The organism is Streptosporangium amethystogenes, assembly GCF_000721075.1.
GTDB classification, from domain to species: domain Bacteria; phylum Actinomycetota; class Actinomycetes; order Streptosporangiales; family Streptosporangiaceae; genus Streptosporangium; species Streptosporangium amethystogenes.
Map to the genome: position 1 here is coordinate 181,123 of NZ_JOEQ01000010.1, position 26,555 is coordinate 207,677.

Genomic DNA, 26,555 nt, shown 5'->3' on the forward strand with positions numbered 1-26,555 from the left:
ACGCTCCCGGACTCACCGGGGATCGGCGGAACCCCCCAGCTCGGCGATCCGGTCGAGCAGCGCCTCCAGCGTCTTGTCGTCCGTGGCCGGGGCCATGACGGTCACCCGCAGGTGGCGGACCCCGCCGAGCTCCGCCGAGGTCAGCTGGAAGGCGCCGTCCGCCATCAGACGCTCGCGGACGTCCACCGGGTCGGCGGTGCCGTACCCGAAGCAGACGATGTTGCTCTCCGGCTCGTACGGGCACTCGAAGCCCGGCCGCTCGCGGGCCAGCTCCCAGAAGCGGTGCGCGGTGGCGTACTGCCGCGCGACGTGCTCGCCTAGGCCGCCTTCGCCCCGCCAGGCCAGGTTGAGGAAGATCTTCAGGCCCAGCTCGGCCTTGCTGCACTCCACGGTCCTGCCGATGAGGTCGAAGCCCTGCTCCCCGTAGAACAGGTAGCTGGCCCGCTGCTGGAAGGCCGCGTCCAGGTCGCCCTCGCGCCGGGTCAGCACCGCGGCGGCCAGGCTGGAGGTACGCAGCATCTTGTGCGCGTCCCAGATCAGCGAGTCGGCGAGTTCGATCCCGTCGAGCAGGTGGCGGTGCTCGGCGGCCAGCAGCGCCGAGGCGCCGTGGGCGCCGTCCACGTGGAACCAGACGCCGTTGGCGGCGCAGAACTCCCCGACCCCGCGCAGGTCGTCGTACAGGCCGGTCCCGGTCGCGCAGGCGTTCGCCACCAGGGCCATCGGCCGCCGCCCGGCCCGGCGCACCCGCTCCATGGCCTTGGGCAGGCGGGCGACGTCGATCCTGCCGAGCCCGTCCACGTCCAGCGGCATGACCGCGCGCTCCCCCAGCCCGAGGATCGCGGCGGCGCGAGTGAGCGAGTAGTGCGTCGAGGCCGGGACGAGCAGGGCGAGGTCGCCGGGCACTCCGTCGGTCCACGCCTCAGGGGCCGCTGAGGCCCGCGCGGCCAGCAACGCGGTGAGGTTGGCCAGCGAGCCGCCGTGGGTGAGGACCCCGCCGCCCGTCTCACCGAACCCGACCTTGCCCAGCATCCAGCGCAGCACCTCGAACTCGACGGTCGCCGCCGAGGCGCCCATCTCGTAGACCGCCATCGGGTTGTTGGTCGCGCCGTGCACGAAGTCGGCGAGCGCGGCGGGGAAGTCGGGCGCGGCGATCTGATGTCCCAGGTAGGCCGGATGGTGCATCCGGGTGCCCTCGGCGAGGTAGTCGCGCAGGAACTCCCGGTACGCCTCCGCCGTCATCCCTCCCTCGCGGATCCACCGGGCGAGCCCGAGCCGCTCGGCCAGCTCACCCGGGGGCCTGCGCCGGATGACCGGCGTCGCCCCCGACTGGCTCTCCGCCACGTAGGCGGCCAGTTCGTCGACGGTCACCCCGGCCGCGCGTGCGAACTCCTCAACATTCCACATCACATCGGAATCCTGCTCGAATCCACCACACCCCGCCAATCGAGCCGAACGCGCGCCGCGCGAAGTGCTGCTAGGTGATGCCGGCGATGGGGAGACGGAGGGCGCCGGGGGCGGCGGCGGGGACGACGGGGTTGGCGGGGGCGACGGGGGTCAGGCGGGTGTACGGGGAGCCCTGGGCGGGGCGCGGGTCGGCCTCTCCCCGGTTCGGCCAGAAGGCCATCGCACGCTCGGCCTGGGCGGTGATGGTGAGGGAGGGGTTGACGCCGAGGTTGGCGGAGATCGCGGAACCGTCGACGACGTGCAGGCCCGGATAGCCGTGGACGCGGTGGTAGGGGTCGATCACCCCGGTCTCCGGCCCGGTGCCGATGGCGCAGCCGCCCAGGAAGTGCGCGGTGGCCGGAATGTCGAACAGGTCGAGCCAGGTGCCGCCCGGCATGCCGCCGATCTCCTCGGCGGCGTGCCGGACGAACTCGTGACCGGCGGGCAGCCAGGTGGGGTTGGGCTCGCCGTGGCCCCGCCCCGAGCGGAGCCTGCGGCCGAAGAGCCCCCTGCGCATGGACAGGGTGATCGAGTTGTCCTTGGCCTGCATGACCAGCGCGATGATCGTGCGCTCGGACCAGCGGCGGTGGTTGAACAGCCTCGGCACCAGGTGGGGCCTGCGCAGGGCCTCGCCGAGGAACCTGAGCCAGCGCGGCGCTCCGCCGCCGTCGATGAGCAGGGTGCGGAGCAGGCCCATCGCGTTGGAACCGTCGCCGTAGCGGACCGGCTCGATGTGCGTGTGGGCGTCGGGATGGATGGAGGAGGTGATCGCCACCCCGTGGTTGAGTTTCTCCCCCTTGACCGACGGGCGCTCGAAGCCGAGCAGGGCCTCGGAGTTGGTCCTGGTGAGGGTGCCCAATCGGTCGGAGAGCCGGGGCAGCGTCCCGGCGGCCTTGAGCCGGTGCAGCAGGCGCTGGGTGCCGTACGTCCCGGCCGCGAAGATCACCTGCTCGGCGGTGAACGTGCGGCGGCGCCAGGGCGCGCCGGTGCGGTGCGTCTCGATCCGGTAGCCACCGCCGGCCGGGGCGACCGAGGTGACCGTGGTCTCGGGGAGGACCTCCGCCCCGGCCCGCTCGGCGAGGTAGAGGTAGTTCTTGACCAGCGTGTTCTTGGCCCCGTGGCGGCAGCCCGTCATGCACTCGCCGCACTCGGTGCAGCCGCTGCGGCGTGGGCCGGCCCCGCCGAAGTAGGGGTCGTCGACCTCGACGCCCGGGGTCCCGAAGAAGACGCCGACCGGGGCCAGGTGGAAGGTGTCGCCCACGCCCATCCGCTCGGCGACGGTGCGCATCACCTCGTCGGCCCTGGTGACCGTCGGGTTGAGCACCACACCCAGCATCCGCCTGGCCTGGTCGTAGTACGGGGCGAGTTCGGCCTTCCAGTCGGTGATGCCCGACCACTGCGCGTCCTGGAAGAACACCTCCAGCGGCTCGTAGAGGGTGTTGGCGTAGACCAGTGAGCCGCCGCCGACCCCGGCGCCCGCCAGGACCATGACCCCGGTGCCCTTCTGGCCGCGGAGCAGGTGGATACGCTGGATGCCCTTCATGCCCAGCCCCGGCGCCCACAGGAAGTCACGGGCCCGCCAGGAGGTCTTGGGGAGCGTGCCCTCGTCGAAGCGGCGCCCCGCCTCCAGCACCGCGACCCGGTAGCCCTTCTCGGTCAGCCTCAGCGCGGAGACGCTCCCGCCGAAGCCGGAGCCGATCACCAGCACGTCGTAGTCGAACACGACGACTCCCTTCGAGTAACGACCTTCGGCGGTTTCCGGCGGCTCAGGTGACCTCGGGGCGCGGCGCCGTGACGGACGTTCGCCGTCGCGGCCCGGTGGGCCTGGCCGGAGTGGTCCGGATGTGCTTCCGACTCCCCCGGGGCCTCACTTCAGGTGAAGCGCCTTCATGACCCTGAGCGCGCCCGCGAGGGTGTCCGCGTACTTCTCGTACGCCATGCCGAGGATCGGCTCGAAGCCCAGCCAGGGCGCCTGGCTGGAGATGGTCTGCGCCTCGGTGTACCTCAGCAGCCCCTCGGCGCCGTGCCGGCGGCCGAGCCCCGAGGCCTTCATCCCGCCCATGGGCGCGTCGTAGGAGGCGTAGGCCGAGGCGTATCCCTCGTTGATGTTGACGGTGCCCGCCTTGATCCGGGAGGCCAGCGCGCGCCCGCGGGACAGGTCGCGGGTCCAGATGGAGGCGTTGAGCCCGTAGGAGGTGTCGTTCGCCTTCTCGACCGCCTCGTCGTCGTCGCCGAAGCGGTAGACCGCGACCACCGGGCCGAAGGTCTCCGCGCGGCAGAGCTCCATGCTCTCGTCGACGTCGGCCAGGACGGTGGGCTCGTAGAACAGCGGGCCGAGGTCGGGGCGGGCCTTCCCGCCGGCCAGCACCCTGGCGCCCTTCGCGACGGCGTCGTCCACCTGGGCGCCGACCGTCTCCAGTTGCCGCAGCGAGGAGAGCGAGCCCATCTGCACGTTCCAGTCGAGTCCCGCGCCGAGCCGCATGTTCCTGACCTGCCGGACGAACTTCTCCACGAAGGCGTCGTGCACCGAGTCGTGGACGTAGAGCCGCTCGATGGACAGGCAGAGCTGCCCCGCGTTGGTGAAGCAGGCACGCAGCGCGCCCTGGGTCGCGATGTCGAGGTCGGCGTCGTCGAATACCAGCATCGGGTTCTTGCCGCCGAGCTCCAGCGAGCAGCCGATCAGTCGCCTGGCGGCCTCCTCGGCGATCTTCCGGCCGGCCCGGGTGGAGCCGGTGAATGCCACGTAGTCGGCGCCGTCGAGCAGCGGGTCGCTCACCTCGTCGGGTTCGCCGAGCACGACCTGCCAGATCTCGCGGGGCATCCCGAGGGAGACCAGCAGATCGATGGTCCACAGTGTGGACAGCGCGGTCTGGGTGTCGGGCTTGTGGACCACCACGTTCCCCGCGAGCAGCGCGGGTACGGCGTCGGTGACACCGAGCGAGAGCGGGTAGTTCCACGGCGAGATCAGGGCCACCGTTCCCCGGGGCCGGCGCGCCTCGGCGGTCCTGGTGGCGACGGGCAGTATCCCGGCCCGCGATCTGGTCTCCAGCAGGCCGGGGGCCCGCCGCGCGTAGTAGAGGGCGCAGCCCGCGACGTCGAGCACCTCCTCGAAGGCGTGTCTGCGCGCCTTGCCGGTCTCCCACTGGACCACGTCGAGGATCTCCTCGCGGCGGTCGAGGATGGCGTTGTGCAGGCGGAGGAAGGGCTCGGCCCGCTCCCTCACGGGCAGCGCCGCCCACGCCCGCTGTGCCTCCCGCGCCGCGGCGTGCGCGGCGCGGACGTCGTCGGCGGTGGAAACGGGCAACTCGGCGAGCACGTCGCCGGTGAACGGCGCGGTGATCTCCTGCGTCTTGCCGGCGGAGGTCACGTACGGTACGACACGTTCGATCATGCGGGGGTCGAGGGCCCGTGTCATTTCAGGGGGAACGGCCATGTTCGCAGGGTAATCGCGGGAGGCGTGCCGTGGCTACTCACCGGTAGCGAAGTGTTGAACCACACCCCTCTCCGATCCGTCGTAGTGGCATGAGGACATCGATTCGTACAGCCGGCGCGGTCACCCTCGCCGCGGCCCTGCTCGCCACGGCGTGCAGTTCTACGGAGACGAGGAGCGGCGCCGGCCCCGCGGCACCGGTCAAGCTGGGGAACATCAGGCTGGTCTCCTACAGCGGCTGCGACGACATGCTGGCCGGGCTGCGCGCGGCGACGGCGAAGAACGTCGGCCCGTGGGGCCTCGGCAGCCCCCCGATCCTGTACGCGGAGGCACGGTCGGACGCCTCCGCCGCCAAGGTCGGCGGCGCGGCTCCGCCCGAGCACTCCACCACGAACACGCACGAGGCCGGGGTCGACGAGCCCGACCTGGTGAAGACCGACGGCGACCGGGTGATCACCGTCAACCGCGGCGTGCTGAGGGTGGTGGACACCGCGACCAGAAAGGTCACCGGCACGCTCAAGCTGGTGGACGCCGAGCAGGCGTGGGCCCCGGCCGACCTGCTGGTCAGCGGGGACCGGGCGCTGGTGCTCTTCTCCGGCGGCGGAATCATCCCGTACGGCGCGGTGGCCAAGCGCGCGCCGAGCCCGGGGCCGCGCTACGTCCTCGTCGATCTGTCCGGGGAGCCGAAGGTGATCGGCTCGCTCACCCCGGACGGCTCCCACGTGGACGCCAGGATGGTCGGCTCGGCGGTGCGGATCGTGGTCCGCAGCCAGCCGCGGATCGACTTCCCCGAGACCGGGCCCGACCTGTCGGACAACGAGCGCACCCGGCGGAACACGGAGGTCGTCGCGACGGCGCCGATCGAGGCGTGGCTGCCGAAGTACGAGCTGACGTCCGCGACCGGCGTGACCTCGGACCACACCGTCGACTGCGAGCGGGTCAGCCACCCGGCGGAGTACAGCGGGACGTCGATGCTGACCGTGCACACCCTCGACCTGTCCCAGGCGCTCGCCGAGACGGCCCCGATCAGCGTGGCCGCCGACGGCGACACCGTCTACGGGACGGGCTCCAGCCTGTACGTGACCAGTAACCCGCGCTGGTGGTGGCCCAGGTCGATCGAACCGGCGAGCGTCGAGGAGGCCCCGGCCGCCACTCCCACGGCCGCCGCGACCCCGGCCGCCGCCTCGGGCCTCGATCCCGCTCCCACCCTGCTCCCGGAACCGACCCCCACACCGAGCGACACCCCGCCGAGCGACACCCCGCCGAGTGACACGGCCTCGCCGACGCCGACGCCGGAGGAGCCTCCGGAGGAGACCGAGGTCCACCGGTTCGACATCACCGCGGCCGGAGCACCCCGCTACGTCGCCTCGGGCAAGGTGCCTGGCAGGCTGCTCAACCAGTACTCCCTGTCCGAGCACGAGGGGCACCTGCGGGTCGCCACCACCTCGACCGTCGGGCAGAACAGCTCCAGCGCCGTCTATGTGCTCGACTCCGGCACTCTGGCCGAGAGGGGCAGGGTCGGCGATCTGGGGCTGGGCGAGCGGATCTACTCGGTCCGCTTCATCGGCCCCGTCGGCTACGTGGTGACGTTCAAGCAGGTGGACCCGCTCTACACGCTCGACCTGCGCGACCCGGCGGCGCCGAGGAAGACCGGCGAGTTGAAGATCACCGGCTACTCGGCCTACCTGCACCCGGCGGGTGACGGGCGACTGATCGGCGTAGGCCAGGAGGCCAGCGAGAAGGGCCGCACGCTCGGCACCCAGGTCTCCCTGTTCGACGTCAGCGATCCGGCCAATCCGCGCCGCCTGTCGCAGATGTTCCAGAAGGACTCGGGCTCCGAGGCCGAGTGGGACCCGCACGCCTTCCTGTACTGGGCCAAGACCGGGACGGCGGTCCTGCCGCTGAACTCCTGGACGGGCCCCGAGCAGACCAACGGGGTCGCCCTGGTCCTCAACATCGGTGATTCCGCGATCACCAGGACCGGCACGATCGTCCACCCCAAACCCAAGCCGGTGAACGATACCCGCTTCGCCCCCTACGACCCGGGCATCCGCCGCTCGGTCGTGATCGGCGACAGCCTGTGGACGGTCTCCGACCTCGGCCTCAAGGTCAGCGACCTGAAGGAGCTGGCCGACCAGGCCTGGATTCCCTTCTCCTGAGCCTCCCGAATCCGCGCCCCCGGCCCACCGCCGGGGGCGTGCCCCTCACCGCCCCGGGCGCTCCACAGAACCTCCTATTACACCGACATATCAGCCTTTACAAGATCTTGTTATGACACTTGAATAAGTGTTACCTCTTGCGCAACACACGTGATCCGCGTGTGGCATGGCCAACGACGGCCATCTCTCCGCAGGAGGATCGGTGTCGACCAGACCCTGGTTACGCATCACCGTCATCGCCGCCGCGACCGCGGCGCTTGCCCTTCCCCTGCCGGGAATCGCGCAGAGCGAACCCGGCGCCCAGCCTCCCAAGGCCCACGACTTCCAGGCCGAACAGGGCGCCAAGCCCGACCTGGACAACCGGCACGGCAGCATCGCGCCCCCGGCCTCGCTCTCCAGATCGGCGGCGAGCACCGCGACGATCCGGTGGAACGCCCTCGGCACCCCCGCCGTCGTCACCGGCTCCGCCCCCCTCGCCGAGGGCCTCGGCGCCGACCCCGAACAGGCCGCGCGGGCCTATCTCACAGCGAACGAGAACCTCTTCGGCCTCTCCGGCGAGGCGGTGGACGCGCTGGAGAAGATCGCCGTCAACCCGATAGGGGGCGGCTACGCCGTACTGCTCAGGCAGAGGTTCGGCGACCTGCCCGCGGGCGTGGACGGGCAGGTCGTGGTCGGTGTGCGGGACGGCAAGGTCCTGCACGTCACCTCGACGCTCTCCCGCTCCTCCGAGGCCCCGCCCGCCGCCAGGCTCACCGAGCAGCAGGCACTGGAGATCGCGGCCAGGGACGGCGGGATCGACCTGGCCACGGCCACCGTCAAGAAGGCCACCGCCACGGCGGTGCCCGCCCCCGACGGGACGCACAACGCGTTCCAGGTCGTCCTGATCGGCGGCGGCGACGGTGAACCGGCCGCGTACACCACCCACGTCGACGCGGTCAGCGGCGAGATCCTGACCCGCGAGAACCTGGTGGACCACCACGCCGCGCCCGACGACCCCAACTGGAAGGCGTTCCCCGCCAACCCGCCGGGCGACTACTCCGCCACCGACACCCGCAGGACCTGGTGCCCCGCCGCGGGCCCCGGCTGCGACCTGGTCGGGGCCGACCCGGCCACCGGCAAGGCCTGGGACCTGACCCACGCCACGGACGCCTCGACGAACACCAGCGTCGGCAACGCCGCCAAGACCGTGGAGAACCGCGCCAGCGGCGACGCGTTCTCGGTGGGCACCCGGAGCAACGTGGCCACGCCGAGCCGCCAGTACGCCTATCCGTGGACCAACAGGTGGCACACCGCCAAGTGTGACCCTGCGGCCCTGGACGAGCCCGGCGAGGCCGACCTCGAAGCCGCCATCGCCAACCTGCACGTCATGCACAACCGCATGCACGACTGGTCCTACCGGCTCGGGTTCACCGAGACCGCCTGGAACATGCAGAACGACAACGGCGGGCGCGGCGGTCTCGGCGGCGACCCCGAGCAGGGCAACGCGCAGGCAGGCGCCCGGGTGCTCAGCGTACGCGACAACGCCAACCAGATCACCGGTCCCGACGGGATCGCCCCCATCAGCAACATGTACCTGTGGCAGCCGATCGCGGGCTCGTTCTACTCCCCCTGCGTGGACGGCGACTACGACATGTCGGTGATCGGGCACGAGTACACCCACGCGATCTCCGGCCGCATGATCGCCGGCCCGAACGCCGGGTGGAGCGGCGCCCAGGCCGGAGCCATGAACGAGAGCACCTCCGACCTGCTGGCGATGGAATATCTCGCCGAGTACGGCTTCCGCCCCGCAGGCGACACCCCTTCCGTCACCGGCGGCTACGTCACCGGCGACAGGAAGGCGGGCATCCGCAACTACGACATGGCCACCTCACCGCTGAACTACAGCGGCATCGCCTACGACCTCGTCGGCCAGCAGGTGCACGCCGACGGCGAGATCTGGTCGGCGACCCAGTACGACGTGCGCAAGGCGTTCCTGAAGAAGTACGGCGAGGGCACCCCGGCCAAGCAGAAGGCGTGCGCCGACGGCCAGACCCCGCTCGACCAGTGTCCCGGTAACCGCCGCTGGGCGCAGGTCTCCTTCGACGCGCTGCTGCTGATGGCCTCCGGCGCGGTCAGCTACGTCGACCACCGCGACGCGCTGCTCGCGGCCGACGCCATCCGGTTCGGCGGCGCCAACCAGGCGATCATGTGGCGGGCGTTCGCCGAGCACGGCCTCGGCCAGGGCGCGGCGAGCACCGGGCCGAACGACCCCGATCCGACGCCGAGCTTCGTCGATCCCGCGGGGAAGAACGGGAAGCTCCAGCTCAAGCCGTTGGCCGAGGCCAAGGACGCGGCGCTTCGGCTGTACGTCGGCGACTACGAGGGCCGCGTCGTGCCGGTGGCCGACACCGACCCGGCGACCGAGCTCGGCGACACCGTCGAGATGACCCCGGGGGTCTACGACTTCGTGGTCGTGGGCAACGGGTTCGGGCACACCCGGGTGAAGTTCGCGGTGCTGCCCGGTGTGAAGCTGCCGCTGCCGCTGGCGGTGCCGAAGAACGTCGCCTCGGCGGCGCTCGGCGCCACGGCGACGGGTGACGGCGTCAACCACGGCAAGCTGATCGACGAGACCGAGGCGACGAACTGGGCCTCGCTCACCGGACCGGTCAACGGCAAGGCCGTCACCGTGGACCTGGCCGGGACCGCCCCGGTGAAGGTCCGCCGGGTGCAGGTCAGCGCCATGCTCCGGCCCAACGTGGGCGACCCTGCCGACCCCGGCGGCCAGAACCGCTTCAGCGCCCTGCGCGCCTTCGAGGTCCTGGCCTGCGACGCCACCAGGAAGGACTGTGCCTCGCCCGCGTCCTTCTCCGTCGTCTACACCAGTCCCGCCGACGCCTTCCAGACCCGCCTGCCGCGCCCCCGGGGCGCCGACCTGCTGATCAAGTCCTTCAAGATCCCGACCACCACCGCGACCCACCTGACCCTGCGGGCCGTCTCCACCCAGTGCACCGGCAACCCGCTCTACGCCGGTGAGCAGGACGCCGACCCCAACTCCGCCACCGACTGCGGCACCGCCAGCCCCGCCAGGGACCAGCTGCGCGCCGCCGAGTTCCAGGCCTTCACCCGCTGAACCCGGGCTCACCGCGGCTCCCACCTCCCAGGTGGGAGCCGTTCCCGTCCACCCGCTGCCCGTCTTCGTACGGCGCGAAGGCGGGATCCGGCGGGAGCGGCCGGTGACACACGCGGCGGGCGGAAGGCCGGGTGGCGGGGCCTTAGACCGGGTGGACCTCCGGACCGGCCACCGGCACGATCTCCGGGGCGCCCAGGCGGATGGCGTCGGCCTCCTGGTCGGTGTCCTGCTCCTGGGAGAGCCGCTCCGACTCGACGCGCTTGGTGTAGTAGCCCACCTCGCGCTTGACCTGCTCGTCGTCCCAGCCCAGCGGCCCGGCGAGCAGCTGGGCGGCCTCCTCGACCACGGCCACGCCACGGTGAAAGGTCTCGATCGAGATGTGCGTGCGCCGGGTCAGCACGTCGTTCACGTGCCTGGCCCCCTCGTGGGTGGCCGCGTAGACCACCTCCGCCCGGAGGTAGTCGTCCGCTCCGGTCAGCGGTTTGGCCAGCGACGGGTCCCGCTCGATCAGCTCCAGCACCTCGTCGATCATCGAGCCGTACCGCTGGAGCAGGTGCTCGATCCTGGCCACGTGCAGCCCGGAGGAGTGGGCCAGCCGCTGCCGGGAGTTCCACAGCGCCTGGTAACCCTCGGCTCCGGCCAGCGGGACACGGTCGGTGCAGGAGGGCGGGACCCGCTGGTCCAGGCCGTGCGCCACCGCGTCCACCGCATCCTTCGCCATAACACGATATGTCGTGTATTTTCCTCCGGCCACCATCACCAGCCCCGGAACCGGGTGGGCCACCACGTGCTCGCGGGAGAGCTTGGAGGTCTCCTCGGACTCTCCCCACAGCAGCGGCCGGAGCCCCGCGTAGACGCCCTCGACGTCCTCGTGGGTGAGCGGGACCGAGAGCACCTCGTTCACATGGTCGAGGACGTAGTCGATGTCCGACCGCGACGCCGCCGGATGTGCCCGGTCCAGCTCCCACGCGGTGTCGGTGGTGCCGATGATCCAGTGACGGCCCCAGGGGATGACGAACAGCACCGACTTCTCGGTGCGCAGGATGATCCCGGTGAGCGAGTGGACCCGGTCGCGCGGCACCACCAGGTGGATGCCCTTGGAGGCGCGCACGTGGATCTGCCCGCGCCCGCCGACCAGCTCCTGGATGTCGTCGGTCCACACGCCGGTGGCGTTGACCACCTGGCGGGCCCGCACGTCCAGCTCACGGCCGCTCTCCAGATCGCGCACCCGGACGCCGGTGACCCGCTCCCCCTCACGGAGGAAGCCCACCACCTGCGCCCGTGAGGCGACATGGGCCCCGTACGTGGACGCGGTCCGCAGCATGGTCATCACGTAGCGGGCATCGTCGACCTGGGCGTCCCAGTACTGCACCGCGCCGGAGAACGCCGACTTCCGCAGCGCGGGCGCGAGCCGCAACGCCCTGGTACGCGACAGGTGCCGATGGCCGGGCACGCCCCGGGTGAGGCCGGTGGAGAAGCCCATCGTGTCGTACAGCACCAGGCCCGCGCCGACATAGGGCCGCTCCCAGCCCATGTGCTTGAGCGGGAACAGGAAGGGCACCGGCCGCACCAGGTGCGGGGCGATCCGCTGCAGCAGCAGGGCCCGCTCCTGGAGCGCCTCCCTGACCAGCTCGAAGTTGAGCTGTTCCAGGTAGCGCAACCCCCCGTGGATCAGCTTGGAGGATCTGGACGAGGTGCCCGAGGCGAAGTCGCGCGCCTCCAGCAGCCCGACCGACAACCCCCGGGTCGCCGCGTCCAGCGCGACCCCGGCTCCGACGACTCCGCCTCCGATCACCACCACGTCGAGTTCCTCGGCGCTCATCTGCGCCAGTGCGGCGGACCGCTCGGCAGGACCGAGCCGTGCGGTGCCCATTCGCGCCGTCATTTGCAACCCCCTGGGGTGCGACTTGTCGCCTTACGCGATGTATCTACCCATCTACCCTAGGCACCATTACTGACCAGTAGGAAGCACCGGGCGAGATTCACCCCATATCCCCATGTACAGCGAGAAAACCGCCCCCGAAGATCGATTGAACCCCGACCGGGGGCCGACGCTACCCACCTGGCGTGAACGGGGGAACCGAGGGGATGGCACTGCGCTGGTTCGGCGCCGCGCGCCGACGTGCCCGCGCGCGGGAGGACGACACCCGCGTGCTGGCCAGGGTGGCAGACGGCGACGCGGGCGCGCTGACCGAGCTGTACGAGCGGTACGCCAGGCCGCTGTTCGCCTTCATCTACCGGCTCGCCGGGGATCGGGGCACCGCCGAGGAGATCCTCCAGGACACGCTGCTGGCCGTGTGGCGCTCGGCGGGCACCTACCAGGGCCGCTCCAGCGTCAGCACCTGGCTGTTCGGGGTGGCGCGCAGGCAGGCGCACAACCGGCTGCGCGGCATCCCACCTCCCTTCGCGGCCGAACCACCCGACGGCGTCGACCCCCTGCCCGGCCCCGAGGAACTGGCCGTGGGCGACGACCGGGTGCGGGCGGCGCTGGCCCGGCTGCCGCTGCCCCAGCGCGAGGTGGTCGTCCTCGCCTTCCTCGACGACCTGAGCCACCGGGAGATCGCCGAAGTGCTGGAAATCCCGGTCGGCACGGTGAAAAGCCGCCTGCACCACGCCCGAGCGACCCTGAGGGGATGCGTCGATGAACAACCATCCTGAGCCGGCAGAACCCCACAGGCGGCCCGAGGCTCCGGGAGCCCACGGCCGGCCCAAACCATCGGAGATCCACGGTCGGCCCGAGGCGTCAGGAATCCATGGACGATCCGAGGCGCCGGAGATCCACGACTGGCCCGAACTGCGGGAGATCCACGACGGTGTCCCGCCTCCGCCCGGCCCCGAGATCGTGAGCGCCGCCCTGATGAGGTCCGCCCTGATGAGGTCCGCACTCGACGAGGCGGAGGTGGCCCCGGCCACCCCGAGGCCCTACCGGGCGTGGGCGCTGCTGGCGATGGAGGCCAGACTGCTGCATCCGGCGATCTGGCTGGCCTCCGCGCTGGTCATGGCGATCAGCGTCGGCTTCGTCATGGCCAAGGGCGGCTATGGGGAGTTCCTGCTCACCCTCGCTGCTCCGCTGATCGCCATGGCCGGTGTCGCCGCGTCGTACGGCCCCGAACACGACGACGCCTTCGAGCTGGTCGCCGCCACGCCGACGTCGCCGCGCGTCATCCTGCTCGCCCGGCTGACGCTGGTGTTCGGCTACGACCTGGCTCTGGCACTGCTCGCATCGGCGGCTCTGGCACTGTTCCCGCTGAACTCCGCACCCTGGGGGCTGGTGCCGTTGATCACCACCTGGCTGGGCCCGATGGCGATGCTCGCGGCGCTCAGCCTGCTGCTGTCGGTGTGCTGGAACCCCTCCGGCGCGACGAGCGTCGGGCTGGCGGTGTGGACCCTCTACGCGCTGACCACCACCGACCTACCTGTCCCAGACGGTTTCCGGGACTTCTGGACGACCAGCCCGGCCACGGTCGGACTCGCCCTGGCCCTGACCCTCGCCGCCGTGACCGCCGTCGGTACGGGTGAACCCATCCGGCGCGCCCACACGGCTCACCGGCCATGAAACAGCCTTACAAGACACGAAGGGCAGGCCCGCCTGAACCTTGCCCCGAGCCCCCCGCCTTCCCGTACGGAAGACCGTCCGGGCTCCTCGGCCCGGACGGTCTTCCGTGTGGCGGGTCCCGTTACGCCGGGTCACCGCCCTTGCTGATCCAGGCCTCGACCATGCCGCTCTCGTCGACGACGAGGTAGTCATCCAGGCCGTCGCCGTTCACGTCGGCGAAGCGGACGTCGTCCGCCGTGGCGCCGACGCCCTTGGCGATGCGGCCCCGCGCGATCCAGCCGGGGGTGCCACCCGAGTCGCCCCCGGCGTTCAGCCAGGCGTGCACAGCTCCGCTGGAGGGGGTGACCACCAGGTAGTCGGCCTTCTTGTCGCAGTTGGCGTTCCCGAAGACCACCGGGGAACCGCCGCTGACGCCACCGGCGACTCCGAGGCGGATGTGCCAGCCGGGGGTGTCGCCGACGTCGCCGCCCTTGTTGATGTAGGCGTCGACCGCACCGGTCTCGGGATCGACGACGAGGTAGTCGGCCTTGCCGTCACCGTCGAAGTCGGCGAAGCGGATGTTGTCCCGGTTCGCGACACCTCCGGCGATCCGGCCCCTCTTGAACCATGTGTTCGGGGTGGTGCTGCACGTGCCGTTGCCGGTGTCACTGGCGGGGTGCTTGATCCAGCCGGCGTGGGAGGCCGTGACGATGCCGTCGTAGAAGGCGTCCGCCATTTTCGCGTACCCGGCGTCGTTGGGGTGGAGATAGTCGTTGAGGTCGCTCGTCGTCACGGCGCTCATGTCGACGAGTGCCACGCGCTTGCCCGCGTTGCGGCGGTTCGCCACGAGATCGCGGACAGCCCGGTTGTAGGTGGTGATCTTGGACTGTGTCCCTGCGGTCCGGGAGGGCACCAGCGTGGCCACCAGGACGGTCGTCTCGGGCGCGTCGCCGAGGATTTGGTCGATCATGGATCCGAGCCGGCCGGGAGCTCCGGCGGCGTCGCCGCGGTCCATGTCATTGGTTCCGGCGTGCACCAGGACCACGTTCGGCTGGTGGCCGGGCACCGAGGAGTGTGCCATCTGCGCGATCGTGTCGATCATCGCGCCGGACCAGCCCTCGTTGTCGCGGTCGGGCAACGAGCCGGACTGCTGCGAACCGACGAAGTCCAACCTCTGGGTACGCTTGTCGAGCCGTGACCACAGGTTCGCCCGGTAACTCGACTCCGTGCTGCTGCCGATGCCGTAGGTGATCGAGTCCCCCAGCGGCATGATCCGCAGATCGGGGAAGACCGACAGCGCGTTGCGTTCGATGATCTCGTTGACCAGGCCGAAGCCCGGATAGTCCATCATCACGACGCCGGTGCGCTTGACGATCGAGGTGCCGCAGCGGTCGTTCACGCCGGTGAGACACTGGTGAAGGAAATCGTTCACCCCGGTCACACTGCCGTGGCCGCCCGCGACGATGTACGGGTAGGCCCCGAGGCTCGTGCCGCTGGTCCAGTTGTAGTGCATCTTGTCGTGGTTGGGCTGGGTCGAGTCCCGGCAGTCGGGCTCCTTGTTGGTCCGCTCCAGATGGTGGCGGACCTTCTCCCACTTCGTGTCGATCACGAAGCTGGTCTGCACCAGATAGTCGTTCTGGACGTAGCAGTTGGGCTGGCTGCCCTCGGCCGGCCAGGGATCGTGGTTGAGCTGGCTGAAGCCGTAGCCGGTGAAGTTCCCGCCGAGGGGCCCGCTGAAATTGACCAGGACGAGCTTGCCGCGCACCGCGTCCAGGGTCGGCACGTCGACCGCGCCGGTGGCCGACGGCATCCAGAACAGGTTGGTGTTGGCGTCGCGGTAGGTGTTGAAGATCTGCTGGACCCGTACGTTGTCGCTGGGGGCGTTTTCGGGCCCCTCGGCGGGGGGGACGTCGGTGCACGACCCGACCTTCTCGGTGCACTCGGCCTTCAGGTTGAGCAGGATCGTCTCGGTCGGATGCGCGGTCAGGAAGGTGCGCGCCTCGCGGATCACGTCGTCGAAGTTGGCGTTCTGGTAGAAGGCGCCGTGGTGCACCGCGAACTTGGAGTCGTTGTCCGCGTCCTGAACCATCCGGACCCGGATGTCGATGGCCCGGATTCCGGCGCCGAGCTGGAATTCGAGGGGGGCACCTCCCCTCCCGTCGTCGTGCTCGCGCTTTTGCTGGGTCTCGACCGCGTCCCCGCCGTAGACGGAGAGGGTGTCGTGCGTCCCGGGAACGGACAACTTGGCGAGGCTGGTGCTGCCGGGGATATCCCCCATCCAGTCCAGGTGGGCGTTCTCCTCAAGGCTGTTGTAGGCCTCCTCGAGGCTGCGGCGGGTATCCGTCGGGTCCAAACCCGACGCCTGCGCCGTCCCGACCGGTCCCACTACGACGGCCCCCGAAGCGGCCACGGCCAGTGCCAGCGGCACGGCCAGGCTTCGTAGGGCCTGTCTCCATTTGCTTCTACGGCGTCCGTCGCCTTCACGGCGCCGCCTGATCGTTTCGGACATCGTTCACTGCCCTTTCTGTCACACACGATTCCGCCCGCGCGCGATTTCCGCGGCGGAGCGAGGGCGGCTACGGGCACGGCCGGTGGTCCGCCCAGCGGGCTCACGCCAGTGCGCACGGTCTCGCGTGCGCGGGGAACGAGCAGCGGCGACCAGGACGCGAAGCAGTCCTTTGTGGCGAGTGAGGTTCCCTCAACCAGATGATCTTGCACAGTGGTGTGAAGTGCCGCGTGCGTGCTTGTGCGCCGCCTGGCCTTCCGGTTCAACGGCTTGCGTGACCGCTCCGCGTACGGGCTCGGATGTTCCCGGCCCCGGCGGTACTCATGGCACGGGGTACCGCGCGCTTCCGCAGCGCGCGGTACCCCGGGAGACGTCCGGTCCGGTTCAGACGAGTTTGGCCGAGAGCGTGATCGTCGTGCCCGACAGGGCCTTGCTGACCGGGCAGTTGGCCTTGGCGTCCTGCGCCGCGGCGACGAACGCGTCGTCGTCGATGCCGGGAACGGTGCCCTCGACGGTGAGGTGGACGCCGGTGACGCCTTCGCCGGGCTGGAACGTCACATCGGCGGAGGTGACCAGCCTGAGGGGCGGGGTGCCCGCTTCCGTGAGGCCGTGCGACAGCGCCATGGAGAGGCAACTGGAGTGGGCCGCGGCGATCAACTCCTCCGGGCTGGTCTTTCCGTCCGCCTGCTCGGCGCGCGACGGCCACGACACCGGCTGGTCACCGATGCCGGAGGAGTCGAAGGTGACGATGCCGGTGCCGTTGAGCAGGTCGCCTTCCCAGAAGGTGCGTGCTGAGCGCGTGGTTGCCACAGTGGATCCTTTTCTCGTGCGGTGTGTAGGCGGAAGGGGTGGAAAACCCGAGGTTCCGGCTGCGGCCCGTGTGACCGCTCGTTCCATCCGGACCGCGCGCAGCCCGGCGGCCGGGCTCGTGCTCCGCCTCCGCAGATCTTGCTTGAGGACCGACCGGCGGACATCGGTCGATCGACCTATATCGCCGGTCTGTCTGCCTCGATGGGGAACGCTGCGAACAGCAGGTACGCACCGAGGGTCCAGGACGTACATCCTGGCGGACGCGGACGGACCGCCCCTGGTCGTCGGCGCCTCAGCCGCCGACGTCCGGGCGAAGGCCGATCGGCGGTCAGGGCAGGAGCTGTTGCTCCATGGCGAAGATGGCCACCCCGGCCCGGGTCCGCCGCCCGGTCTTGTCGTAGATGTGCCCGAGGTGATGGCCCACGGTGCGGCTCGATATGAACAGCTCAGCACCTATCTGCTGGTTGGTCAGCCCACGAGCGGCCAGTCGCAGTACTTCGACCTCCCGCGCCGTGAGCCCGGCCGAAAAGCGGGGCCGGGACGGCCGTTCGCCCGCCGCCTGGAGTACGAGGTCGCAGGCAGCGCGGTCCAGGGTGCCGGAGTCCGCCTCGCGCGTCAGATGTCCGACGGCTTCCTCGACGGTGAAGGCGTCCCGGTGCGCCCGCGGCTCGGTCAGCGCCGCGAACACATCGGCGGCGGCGAGAATGCGGGCCGCGGGGGAGGTAGCGGTCCCGAAGTCACCGCGGTGGTAGCCACTGCCGTCGAGGCGCTCATGGTGCGCGGCGGCGATCGGTGCCAGCGGAGCGAGCGCGGGCACGCGCTCCAGCACTCGCTGGGTCCAGTACGTGTGCATCCTCACCCGCTCCGTGTCAGCGGTGCTCAACGGCCCGGGCCGGTCCCACACGTCGGTGGAGATCCCGGCCCGCCCCAGGTCGTGCAGCAGAGCCGCGCACCGCAGCCGGGTCACCTCATCGGCGGCGAGACCTCCCAGCCGACCGGCACTCTCCGCCAGCCGCGCGACGTGCTCGCTGTGCCCGACCAGCCACCTGCTCTTGAGGTCCACGAACCTGCCGAGAACCGCGCACAGGCCGGGGACCTCCTCCGCGGACAACGTGACGTACGGCGGCGGTTCGGCGGCCACCGCGGAGGCGACGGCGTCGGGTTCACCAAGCGGGGCGAGCACCTTCGGGGCGTCGGCTGCGAAAGCGCGCGCCAGTTCGGGATCGAGGTGGCCGCCGGCGCGCCTGACCACCTCCGAGATGGCGGCCGGCTCGCCGCCCCTCGCATGGGACAGGACAGCCTGTTCGGCCACGTGGACGACACGAGCGGCGAAGGACAGGTGCTCGCCCGCAGTTCCGAGGGGAATGCCCTGTCCGTCCCATCGCTCGTACACATCGTTCAACGCCGCGAGGGTCTGCGGCAGCACGCCGAGACCCGAACCCAGCGCCTGACTGGCCTCGCAGCCGTTGCGCATGGCCTCCACCCCGGCCGTGGGCAGCACCTCGGTCAGCGTGTCCGTCAACCGCTGGGCCTTCTCGCGCGTCCAGTCGCCGAGCCGGAGCAACTGTTCGGTCAGAGGCACGTCGAGACCCGGATCGAGGTACTTCAGCGCGCTCTGGAACGCCACCTCGTCGCCGAAGATCGCCGCGAGCTCAGGAGCGAAGGACGTGCAGCCGACCGAGCGCAGCAGTGCCGTCTCGTAGACCACCCGGCAGGTCTCCCGGTCGCATGCGAGGACGTCGCGAGCGAACACCGTGGCGACGACGCAGGTCCGCAGCCCCTTTTCGAAGGTCATGCCCGCGGCCAAGTCGGTTGTCAGGGACAGCGCTACCAGAACCTCGGCCAACCGGACGTCTTCCACCGCCCAAGCGTAACCGTCCCTTTCCAGCGCCTTAGACATGTCCGCACGCTGCTCCTCACGCGCAGGGTGCGCACCGGCAGCCGCGCCGTAGAGGAGAGCGAACCCTCCCCGGAGGGGGGTAGACCAGCGATATAGGTCGATCGGCCGATGTCCGTCAGCCGGTTTACGAGGAGGATCCACGGAGGCTGGCGCAAGCTTGGCCGCAGCGCTCGGAACACGCGTTTCGCGCCGCGGAGACGGGCCGCCGGGGCGCGCCAGCCGCCCATCGACATAGCACGGAGGTTCCACATGACCACGCACCAGCACGACGAACACACCGCCACGGGGAACCCGGTGGTGGAGGCGTTGTACAGCTCGCTCGCCCAGGGTGACGTCGCCGCGCTGCTCGCGGGACTCGACGAGCGGATCGAATGGGTCGTTCCGCCGGGTCTGCACTACGGAGGCACCTACCGGGGGCGCGAGGCGGTACTCAAGAACGTGTTCTCCCGTTTCGTCACCGATTGGCAGGACTTCACCGTTGCCCCTGCGGAGATCATGAGTGCCGGGGACCGTGTCATCGCGCTCGGCCACTACAGCGGCACGAACCTGGCGACCGGGAAGCCGATGAGGACCCGTTTCGCGCACGTGTGGCGACTGCGGGACGGCGTCCCCGTGCACTTCGAGACCGTCCTCGACACCCACATCATGGTCGCCGCGATGTGAACCGGCTCTCCCCAGCAGCCGAGCAGAACCACGCGGGGCAGGCCCCCGCCCCTTCGGGGGCGATCCGGTCGAACGTTCCTGGCTCTGCCCCATCTCCGAAGTGAAAGACGCAGCACATGACTTTGTTCGAGCACGATTTCGTCGCGGCGGGTTCCGCCGAACCGCCTCGGGATGACACGGGGCGCATGCTCCAGATGATGACCGGGTATTGGGTCACCCAACTGGTGCGGACCGCGGCCGAGTTGCGCATCGCCGATCATCTACAGGCCGACGGTGCCACCCCTGCGGAAGTGGCTGTGGCGGAGTCGCTGGACCCCGAGGCGACCTTCCGGTTCCTGCGGGCGTGTGCCTCACTCGGTCTGGCGGCATCGACGGACGGGAAACGGTTCGTCAGCACGCCCCTGCTCGACACCCTGCGCACCGATGCCCCGGGTTCCCTGCGGGATCTGGCGTTGTGGGGCGGGGCGGAGTCGCACTGGCTGCCGTGGGGGCGGTTGCCGGACGCGGTCCGTACCGGAACCACCCAGGCTGAAGCCGCCCTCGGGGCCTCCTTCTTCGACTGGCTGACCACGGTCCCGGGAGAGGCCGAGGTCTTCACCAATGCCATGACGGCCATGACGCGCGGCCTGGCCCACCAGCTGGCGGACGTGATCGACCTCAAGGGCACCGAGGTCGTCGTGGACGTCGGCGGCGCCGGCGGCAACCTCGTCCAGACGCTCATGCGGCGCCATCCCGGACTGGCCGGGATGGTCCTCGACCTCCCGCACGTGGGTGCCGAGGCCGACGCCTCCGCGGCGAGACTGGGCGTCACGGACCGGTTCACCTTCGTCGGTGGTGACTTCTTCGAGGAGGTGCCCTTCGGGGACGTGCACCTGCTCAAGTTCGTCCTGCACGACTGGGATGACGACGCCTGCGTGCGCATCCTGCGCAACTGCCGAAAAGCCCTCAGGCCCGGTGGACGCGTACTGGTGATGGAACTTCTCATCGACAAGGTGGGCACACCCGGCCTGGGACCGCTGATGGACCTCAACATGCTGGCGCTGTCCACCGGACGCGAACGCAGCCTCAACGAATACGAGAACCTCTTCGAGCAGGCCGGACTGACGCCGACCAGAACCATGCCATCCGCGTCCCTGGTCTCCGTCCTGGAGCTCGTCCCCGTCCAACCCCGGCTGGTAGTAGTTCGTTAAGTTAAGAGGTGTTTGATGGCGTACGTGGCAAGCGCCGGCCCATGTGGCGAGTAGCCAAGGACCTCCGCTCTCTGCGCCAGAGCCACTTTTGCACGGCCACGGACAGCAGCCCTTCCCGCAGACGGGAATGAACCGATCCGGCTTACCCACGCTACTCACCGGTCATGAGATCACTCGGCCTCTGGTCGCACGAGATGAAAAGGGCCGGTCCCGCGGCCCTGCTGGCCCCACCGGCACTTGTCCTGCTCGTCGTGTTCCTCGTCGCCTTCGGCACGCGGCTCGGCTCGCGGGAGGGGAACACCGCGTGGTTCCTGATGACGATCCTGGAAACGGGGATCCCGCTCCTGGCCGGCATCGCCGCCGCCTCGCTGATCGGCAGGGACCGCGCGGTGGAACTGCAGCTCACCCTGCCCGTGGGGTACCGCGCGACCCTGCTGCGCCGCCTGGGAGTGATGGTCGGGTGGACGGCCCTGTGCGCCCTGGTCGTCTCGGCGCTGCTGGTCGTCACCGGCTGGTGGGACCTGCTGCCAGCCGCGTCCCACGGCCTGGCCGGGCAACTCGCCTGGCTGTCTCCCATGCTCTGGCTGACGGCCCTGGGCCTGCTCGTCGCGGCCGCGCTTCGTAGCGCCGCCGCCGCCACCGCGATCGTCTCGTTCGTCTGGTTGTTCGAACAGATGCTCGCGCACCTCTTTCAGGAGAACCCGATGCTCCGGTTGTTCCACATGTTCGCCACCACGTACGGGACGGCGCCCGACGAGTGGCTGCCCAACCGGCTGACCCTGCTGGCGACCGCTCTACTGCTCGCCGCCGCGGCCTGGCCGCTGCTCGGCGACGCCGAGCGGACTCTCGGGGGTGAGAAGGAGTGATCGCGACCTTCCGCTACGAGTTCCTCATGCAGATCCGCCGGCCCGTCCTGTGGATCGTCTACGGGCTGACCTTCGCGGTGATCGTCGTCACCTTTGGCCAGCCGTACGCGGAGCTGAGCATGGGCGCGGGCGTCGACCGGCACGACCCGACAACGGCCATGATCGTGTCGGCCGACCTGCTCATGCTCCTGCTGCCCATCGTCTACGGATGCCTGCTCGCCGACCGGCTCATCCGTGACCGGCGGCTCGGCGTCGTCGGGGTCCTGGACGCGACCCCGACCGGTCACACCAGCCGGTTGATCGGCAAATACCTCGGCACATGCGCGGCCACCGCCGTACCGTTCGCGCTCGCCTATTTCGGCCGGGCCGTGGCCTACGCGATCACCGAGGGCGAGCCCTCCGCGCTGGGCTGGGCGGTGGCGGTCTTCGTGACGACCACCGTGCCCGCGCTGCTCTTCGTCGGAGCGCTCGCCCTGGCCGGTCCTCTGCTGATGCCGCCGATGCTGTTCCAGGTGCTGTTCGTCGTCTACTGGTTCTGGGGAAATCTCATCCCTCCGAGGATGATGCCCACCCTGGCCGACAGCATCCTCTCGCCCAACAGCCGGTACGTGGCCTATGGCCTCTTCGGCTACCGGCCGGCACAGCAACCACCGGACGTCCTCGTGGCACCCGACTACTACACCTACGGCCCCGTTTCCGAGGCCGCGCTGAACTTCCTGCGGCCCGAGGCCGGCGTGGCCGTCGCCCTCCTGTGGATCGGCGTGATGCTCGTGCTCGCGGTCTCCGTCCTCTCCCTCGCCCGTCTCCACGCCATCCGGACGGAGTCCTGACATGCGCATCGAAATCTCCCGCCTGACCAAGACCTACCGGGGTGGCGTACACGCCCTCGACGGGCTCGACCTCGACGTGCCGACCGGCATGTACGGGCTGCTCGGCTCCAACGGGGCGGGCAAGACCACCCTCATACGCATCCTGGCGGGGCTGCTCAAACCCACCTCGGGGACGGTCCACATCGGCGGCCACGACATCGCCACCACCGCAGGGCGCCTCGCCGTCCAGCGGACCCTCGGCTACCTCCCCCAGGACCTCGGCGTCTACCCCGACCTGACCGCGCGGCAGTTCCTGGACTACATCGCGCTGCTCAAGGGGATCGACTCCCGCACCACCCGGCGACGCCGGATCGGTGAGTTCCTCGAAGTGGTCGCCCTCACCCAGGACGCCGACCGCAGGCTCAAGGGCTTCTCCGGCGGCATGCTGCGCCGGGTCGGCATCGCGCAGGCGCTGCTCGCCGACCCCCGCCTGCTCATCGTAGACGAGCCGACCACCGGGCTGGATCCCGAGGAGCGGATCCGGTTCCGCACCCTGCTCTCCCAGCTCGCGGGGGAGCGCACGGTCCTGCTCAGCACGCACATCGTCGAGGACGTGGCCCAGACCTGCCGTCTCCTCGCGGTGCTCGCCAAGGGACGTCTCGCCTTCACCGGGAACGTCGGCGAACTGGTCTCCCAGGCCGACCACCGGGTGTGGACCCTGACCACCCCCGGCCCCGCCCCCTCGCACGGCAGGGTCGTGGCCGCCGTCCCCGAGGGCACCGGAATGCGCTACCGGCTCATCGCCCCCACCGCCCCCGACCCCTACGCCCGCCCGGCCGAGCCGACCCTGGAGGACGGCTACCTGGCCCTGATGGAAACCGGCCGCTGACGCTCTGTTCCCCAGGTAGGTGGACAAGCGCGGCCGGTCCGGCCGTTCAGCGAACGGCCGGACCGCGGTCAACGGAGCTGGTCTGGCGCTCGGTGACCAGGTCACACACCTCCTGCCAGGCGGTCACGGGGCCACCTCAACGGTGCTGCGGGCGACGATCCTGGCGGCCAGCACGTGTTTGCACGGCCCGCGCGAGCCGCGGTGGTCCCACCACCACGGGCAGGTGCACGACCCCTCGGCCAGACCGACCGCGCGCACTCCACCCTCGGTCCGCACCCGCGCCGAGTCACCGGCGATCTGTACGGCACCGGCCTCGACCAGCGCCCTCGCGGCGGTCAGCCGGGGGTTGAGGTGCTGCACGTGCTCCCTGTCATAGGGCAGCTCGCGGTGGAAGTGCGCGGCCTCGGCCAGGTCGTAGCCGACCCGGCCGGCCGTACCGAGCTGGGTGAGCGCGGCGCGGACCCGCGTGGTGGACAGGCCGGCACGGTCGGCCAGCAGGCCGATCTCCACCTCGGGCTCGAAGTTGAGCAGCATGCCCACCAGATCGGCGTCGGCCTCGGCCTCGTCGGTCGCGAGATCGGCCAGCACCGCGCCCTCTCCGGAGAAGCCGCGCCAGCGCTGCGGCGACAGGGCGAGCGTGTAGCGCATCCCCGGCAGTTCGAGCTCCCATGCGCTCGACGCGGCGTCGCCGGTCTCGGCCGGACCGTACACCCTGAGGCTCTTGGCGAAGCGGAGCAGGGGCAGCAGCGTCGCCAGGCGTCCCACGCCGGACAGGCACACCGCTCCCGCGCCGGGCCGGTCACCGACCCGCAGGTCACGGCCCGCGGGAACGACCCAGAGATCGGCCGTCGCCCGCTTGGGCAGGGAGCGCAGGAACCGCACCGCGCTCATACCCGCCAGCTCGGTCCTCAGGTCCATACCCGCCGCGATCACCTGCACCTCGGCGAAGCCCCGCAGCCACCGCTCGGGCAGCGGCACCTTCTTCTCCACCACCGCGCCGTCGAGCGTCGTCACCGTCAGCTCGTCGGCGCCGACGCCGAGGTGGAGCGGGTCGCGCGCGCCCACCCTGGCCAGCGCCTCGCGGAGCGGCCCGTTGACGTCGACGTTGGTCGTCCCCCTGTCGAACACCTCGCCGTCCAGGGCACCGTCGAGCACGTCGAGCCGGGCGTAGACCCCGCCGCAGGCGGAGAACGACTCGAACCGGAGCCGATCACCGCCGCACGTCACGACCGGGTCGCGGGTCCACCCCGGACGCGGCTGGTGGTAGCGGGTGAGGGCCACGTCGGCTATGCCCAGCAGGGCCGCGGCCGCGGGCGCCGCCTGCGTCACCATCCCGCTGAAGAACCTGGGCGCGAGAGCGGGGCCGCTGAGGGCTCTGCCACCGGACGTCGACAACCCCAGACGCCCGTCTACCAAACTGGAAGGCGCGGCGTAACTGTACGCCTGCGTCGCACTTGTCATGGGCGGGACACTAGACACCGTCTCCGACAAAAGCGCTGTGGTGCCGGATCAACCGAACAGCCGGACGTCCTTGCTCACCGAGAGCAGCAGGACCTGCCCCTTGAGTGAGCCCGCAGAAAATGGCTTTCCATCGAACTCCCAGCGGATTCGCAGGTCAACCTGACAACTGCTCCAGCTCGGACTCCCGCATTCGCCGGCGCAGTTCGTCGACGTTGGCGGCCTCCACCCTGATGGCATGAGGGGCGTTCCACTCCGCCATCTCGATGAATCGGCGGCTGCCCACCCCGTACATGACGGTCCAGGCGGGTTCCAGCCGGTCGAGCTGAGCGGCTGCCGCCCGCTGCGCGTCGTCCCACCGGCCGGGACGCACTCTGACGATGGGCGCGCCGGCCCTGTGCCGTCCTGAAGTCGCCCTCATGTCGCGCCCCCTCGTCGTCCGCGTGGAGCGGTGAGATCGGGCGAGCGCCCCCGACCTGGGGCTGCGGCCGTTGTCGGTCGCGCGTGCCGTCCGAGCCTGGCCTGCGGAGCAGCGGGCGGGGAGACCTTCAACGGTCGCGTCGACACCGCGGCCGGCAACGAACCACACAGGCCAAGACGCCGCCGCACGGTCATCCGGGCGTGAACCTGCGCGGGCGTGGGCTGCTCCCACAGGTGGTCACGGCGGTGCGGCAGGCTGCGCGCCTCGTGAGCATAGGAGGCGTGGGCGGAAGGCGAACGAGCAGGCCACCCGCCTGCCGACCTGGTTCCGGCGCTGGGTGGAGATCGAGCAGAGCGCAGACTCGCTGCGAACCTGGCAACCGCTGATCGTTCCCGGCCTGCTCCAGACAGCGGACTACGCGCGGGCGCTCCTCAGCGGCAAGCCGGGTGTCACCCACGACCGGGTGGAGACAAGCCTGGCCGCGCGGATAGACAGGCAACACATCCTCGACCGGGAAGACCCGCCCATGCTATGGGTAGTTCTGGACGAAGGCGTCCTCACCCGCCCGGTCGGTAACAAGGCGGTGATGGCCGGACAGATGGATCATCTTCTCGCGATGGCGGAACGCCCGCGCGTGACCGTTCAGGTGCTCCCCCGCGACTCATGGAACACCACGGGGCTCATGGGAGCGTTCGCGATCGCGCGCGGCCGGAACATGCCCGAGATGGCCTACGCCGAGTCCTCCGTGTATGCCCAGGTGACCGGTGATCCCGACGAGGTGGCGGAGATCATCGCAAGATACGAGACGATCCACGGTGAGGCCCAGACGCAGCGAGCCTCATCCGACCTGATCAGGGAGACGAGGAAGCAATGGACGACGTAACCAGGGAGCTCGGCACGGCCGCGTGGCGCAAGTCCTCGCTGTCCGGCGACAACGGCGGCGACTGCGTGGAAGTCGCGAAACTGCCCGACGGCCACCGAGGCATTCGCGACAGCAAGAACCCCTCCGGCCCGGCCCTGACCCTCACCCCGACCCAGTGGACCACCTTCCTGCGCAGCGTGCGGAGCGGCGAGTTCGGCTGACCCCCGTTTTTCGGAGGCCTCCGAAATCGACATCCAGGAGATTGAGCGGGTCGACCTGGAGAGGCATCGGCTGAAGATGATTGACCGGTCCCGAGAACGGTCCAGGACCGGCCAGGGCCTTGAAGATCAGCCCTCCGGCGTACAGCTTGGTGATCCTGCGGAGAGGCAGGGCTCGCCGGACCCGAATCAGATCGGCCCAAGAGGGCCGATGAGAGCCGGGCGGAACGCCTTGTGCTGGGGCGCCGATCGTGCCGTGCGGTGCCGCAGCACCGAGGCCAGAGCAT

General features: G+C 70.4%; 20 protein-coding genes. 11 read left to right on the plus strand and 9 right to left on the minus strand.

Features of this window, described 5'->3' with window-relative positions:
- Positions 1-12: 12 nt before the first annotated feature.
- The 3 genes from IG98_RS0116775 to IG98_RS0116785 form a co-directional block, all read right to left on the minus strand.
- Positions 13-1,404: a pyridoxal phosphate-dependent decarboxylase family protein gene (locus IG98_RS0116775; RefSeq protein ID WP_051752234.1), complete on the minus strand. Its 1,392-nt coding sequence runs from the start codon at positions 1,402-1,404 to the stop codon at positions 13-15.
- Positions 1,405-1,474: 70 nt separating this feature from the next.
- On the minus strand, positions 1,475-3,166 hold the full coding sequence (locus tag IG98_RS0116780; protein ID WP_030912738.1) for a GMC oxidoreductase: 1,692 nt from the start codon (positions 3,164-3,166) through the stop codon (positions 1,475-1,477).
- A 144-nt stretch (positions 3,167-3,310) separates the two neighbouring features.
- Positions 3,311-4,876, minus strand: coding sequence for a succinic semialdehyde dehydrogenase (locus IG98_RS0116785; protein ID WP_030912740.1), 1,566 nt, complete (start codon positions 4,874-4,876; stop codon positions 3,311-3,313).
- A gap of 89 nt (positions 4,877-4,965) precedes the next feature.
- On the opposite strand from IG98_RS0116785, the gene IG98_RS0116790 reads away from it, so the two are divergent.
- Positions 4,966-7,032: a beta-propeller domain-containing protein gene (locus tag IG98_RS0116790; RefSeq protein WP_037970547.1), complete on the plus strand. Its 2,067-nt coding sequence runs from the start codon at positions 4,966-4,968 to the stop codon at positions 7,030-7,032.
- A gap of 202 nt (positions 7,033-7,234) precedes the next feature.
- Positions 7,235-10,141 carry a M36 family metallopeptidase gene (locus IG98_RS0116795; RefSeq protein ID WP_030912745.1) on the plus strand — a complete coding sequence of 969 codons (2,907 nt, stop codon included), beginning with the start codon at positions 7,235-7,237 and terminating at the stop codon, positions 10,139-10,141.
- Positions 10,142-10,283: 142 nt separating this feature from the next.
- Here the strand turns inward: IG98_RS0116795 and IG98_RS0116800 are convergent, their stop codons facing one another.
- The gene (locus tag IG98_RS0116800) at positions 10,284-12,026 is read right to left on the minus strand and encodes a glycerol-3-phosphate dehydrogenase/oxidase (RefSeq protein ID WP_030912746.1); all 1,743 of its coding nucleotides are present in this window, start codon (positions 12,024-12,026) and stop codon (positions 10,284-10,286) included.
- Positions 12,027-12,208: 182 nt separating this feature from the next.
- On the opposite strand from IG98_RS0116800, the gene IG98_RS0116805 reads away from it, so the two are divergent.
- The gene (locus IG98_RS0116805) at positions 12,209-12,799 is read left to right on the plus strand and encodes an RNA polymerase sigma factor (protein ID WP_245651593.1); all 591 of its coding nucleotides are present in this window, start codon (positions 12,209-12,211) and stop codon (positions 12,797-12,799) included.
- Complete coding sequence (locus IG98_RS46945) at positions 12,783-13,697, plus strand: hypothetical protein (RefSeq protein ID WP_030912751.1); 915 nt, start codon at positions 12,783-12,785, stop codon at positions 13,695-13,697. Before IG98_RS0116805 ends, IG98_RS46945 begins: the two co-directional genes overlap by 17 nt.
- 121 nt (positions 13,698-13,818) lie before the next feature.
- Here the strand turns inward: IG98_RS46945 and IG98_RS46950 are convergent, their stop codons facing one another.
- The 3 genes from IG98_RS46950 to IG98_RS0116825 all read right to left on the minus strand — a co-directional run bounded on the left by IG98_RS46950 (position 13,819) and on the right by IG98_RS0116825 (position 18,853).
- Positions 13,819-16,029 carry a phosphatidylinositol-specific phospholipase C domain-containing protein gene (locus tag IG98_RS46950; protein ID WP_169750131.1) on the minus strand — a complete coding sequence of 737 codons (2,211 nt, stop codon included), beginning with the start codon at positions 16,027-16,029 and terminating at the stop codon, positions 13,819-13,821.
- A 537-nt stretch (positions 16,030-16,566) separates the two neighbouring features.
- Complete coding sequence (locus IG98_RS0116820; RefSeq protein ID WP_030912757.1) at positions 16,567-16,992, minus strand: OsmC family protein; 426 nt, start codon at positions 16,990-16,992, stop codon at positions 16,567-16,569.
- Between the two features lie 328 nt (positions 16,993-17,320).
- Positions 17,321-18,853, minus strand: a complete 1,533-nt coding sequence (locus tag IG98_RS0116825; protein WP_030912760.1) for an HD domain-containing phosphohydrolase — start codon at positions 18,851-18,853, stop codon at positions 17,321-17,323.
- Between the two features lie 288 nt (positions 18,854-19,141).
- On the opposite strand from IG98_RS0116825, the gene IG98_RS0116830 reads away from it, so the two are divergent.
- The 5 genes from IG98_RS0116830 (at position 19,142) to IG98_RS0116850 (ending at position 23,309) form a co-directional block, all read left to right on the plus strand.
- Positions 19,142-19,555 (plus strand): nuclear transport factor 2 family protein, encoded by a 414-nt coding sequence (locus IG98_RS0116830; RefSeq protein ID WP_051752239.1) that lies wholly within the window; start codon positions 19,142-19,144, stop codon positions 19,553-19,555.
- A 116-nt stretch (positions 19,556-19,671) separates the two neighbouring features.
- The gene (locus IG98_RS0116835; RefSeq protein ID WP_037970549.1) at positions 19,672-20,745 is read left to right on the plus strand and encodes a methyltransferase; all 1,074 of its coding nucleotides are present in this window, start codon (positions 19,672-19,674) and stop codon (positions 20,743-20,745) included.
- A gap of 164 nt (positions 20,746-20,909) precedes the next feature.
- Positions 20,910-21,611: a hypothetical protein gene (locus IG98_RS0116840; RefSeq protein ID WP_030912768.1), complete on the plus strand. Its 702-nt coding sequence runs from the start codon at positions 20,910-20,912 to the stop codon at positions 21,609-21,611.
- On the plus strand, positions 21,608-22,441 hold the full coding sequence (locus tag IG98_RS0116845) for a hypothetical protein (protein ID WP_030912770.1): 834 nt from the start codon (positions 21,608-21,610) through the stop codon (positions 22,439-22,441). The genes IG98_RS0116840 and IG98_RS0116845 overlap by 4 nt, the downstream gene beginning before the upstream one ends.
- Position 22,442: 1 nt before the next feature.
- Positions 22,443-23,309, plus strand: a complete 867-nt coding sequence (locus IG98_RS0116850) for an ABC transporter ATP-binding protein (protein ID WP_030912772.1) — start codon at positions 22,443-22,445, stop codon at positions 23,307-23,309.
- Between the two features lie 123 nt (positions 23,310-23,432).
- Here IG98_RS0116850 and IG98_RS0116860 read toward each other — a convergent pair whose 3' ends face one another.
- Both IG98_RS0116860 and IG98_RS0116865 read right to left on the minus strand, forming a co-directional pair.
- A complete protein-coding gene (locus IG98_RS0116860; protein ID WP_030912774.1) occupies positions 23,433-24,770 on the minus strand; it encodes an SWIM zinc finger family protein in 1,338 nt (445 codons plus the stop codon).
- 154 nt (positions 24,771-24,924) lie between these two features.
- Positions 24,925-25,188, minus strand: coding sequence for a hypothetical protein (locus IG98_RS0116865; protein WP_157594369.1), 264 nt, complete (start codon positions 25,186-25,188; stop codon positions 24,925-24,927).
- A 337-nt stretch (positions 25,189-25,525) separates the two neighbouring features.
- On the opposite strand from IG98_RS0116865, the gene IG98_RS0116870 reads away from it, so the two are divergent.
- Positions 25,526-26,071: a DUF5753 domain-containing protein gene (locus IG98_RS0116870; protein WP_051752242.1), complete on the plus strand. Its 546-nt coding sequence runs from the start codon at positions 25,526-25,528 to the stop codon at positions 26,069-26,071.
- Entirely contained in the window at positions 26,059-26,271 is a 213-nt protein-coding gene (locus IG98_RS0116875) for a DUF397 domain-containing protein (protein WP_030912780.1), read from the plus strand. Before IG98_RS0116870 ends, IG98_RS0116875 begins: the two co-directional genes overlap by 13 nt.
- The last annotated feature ends 284 nt before the right edge of the window (positions 26,272-26,555 follow it).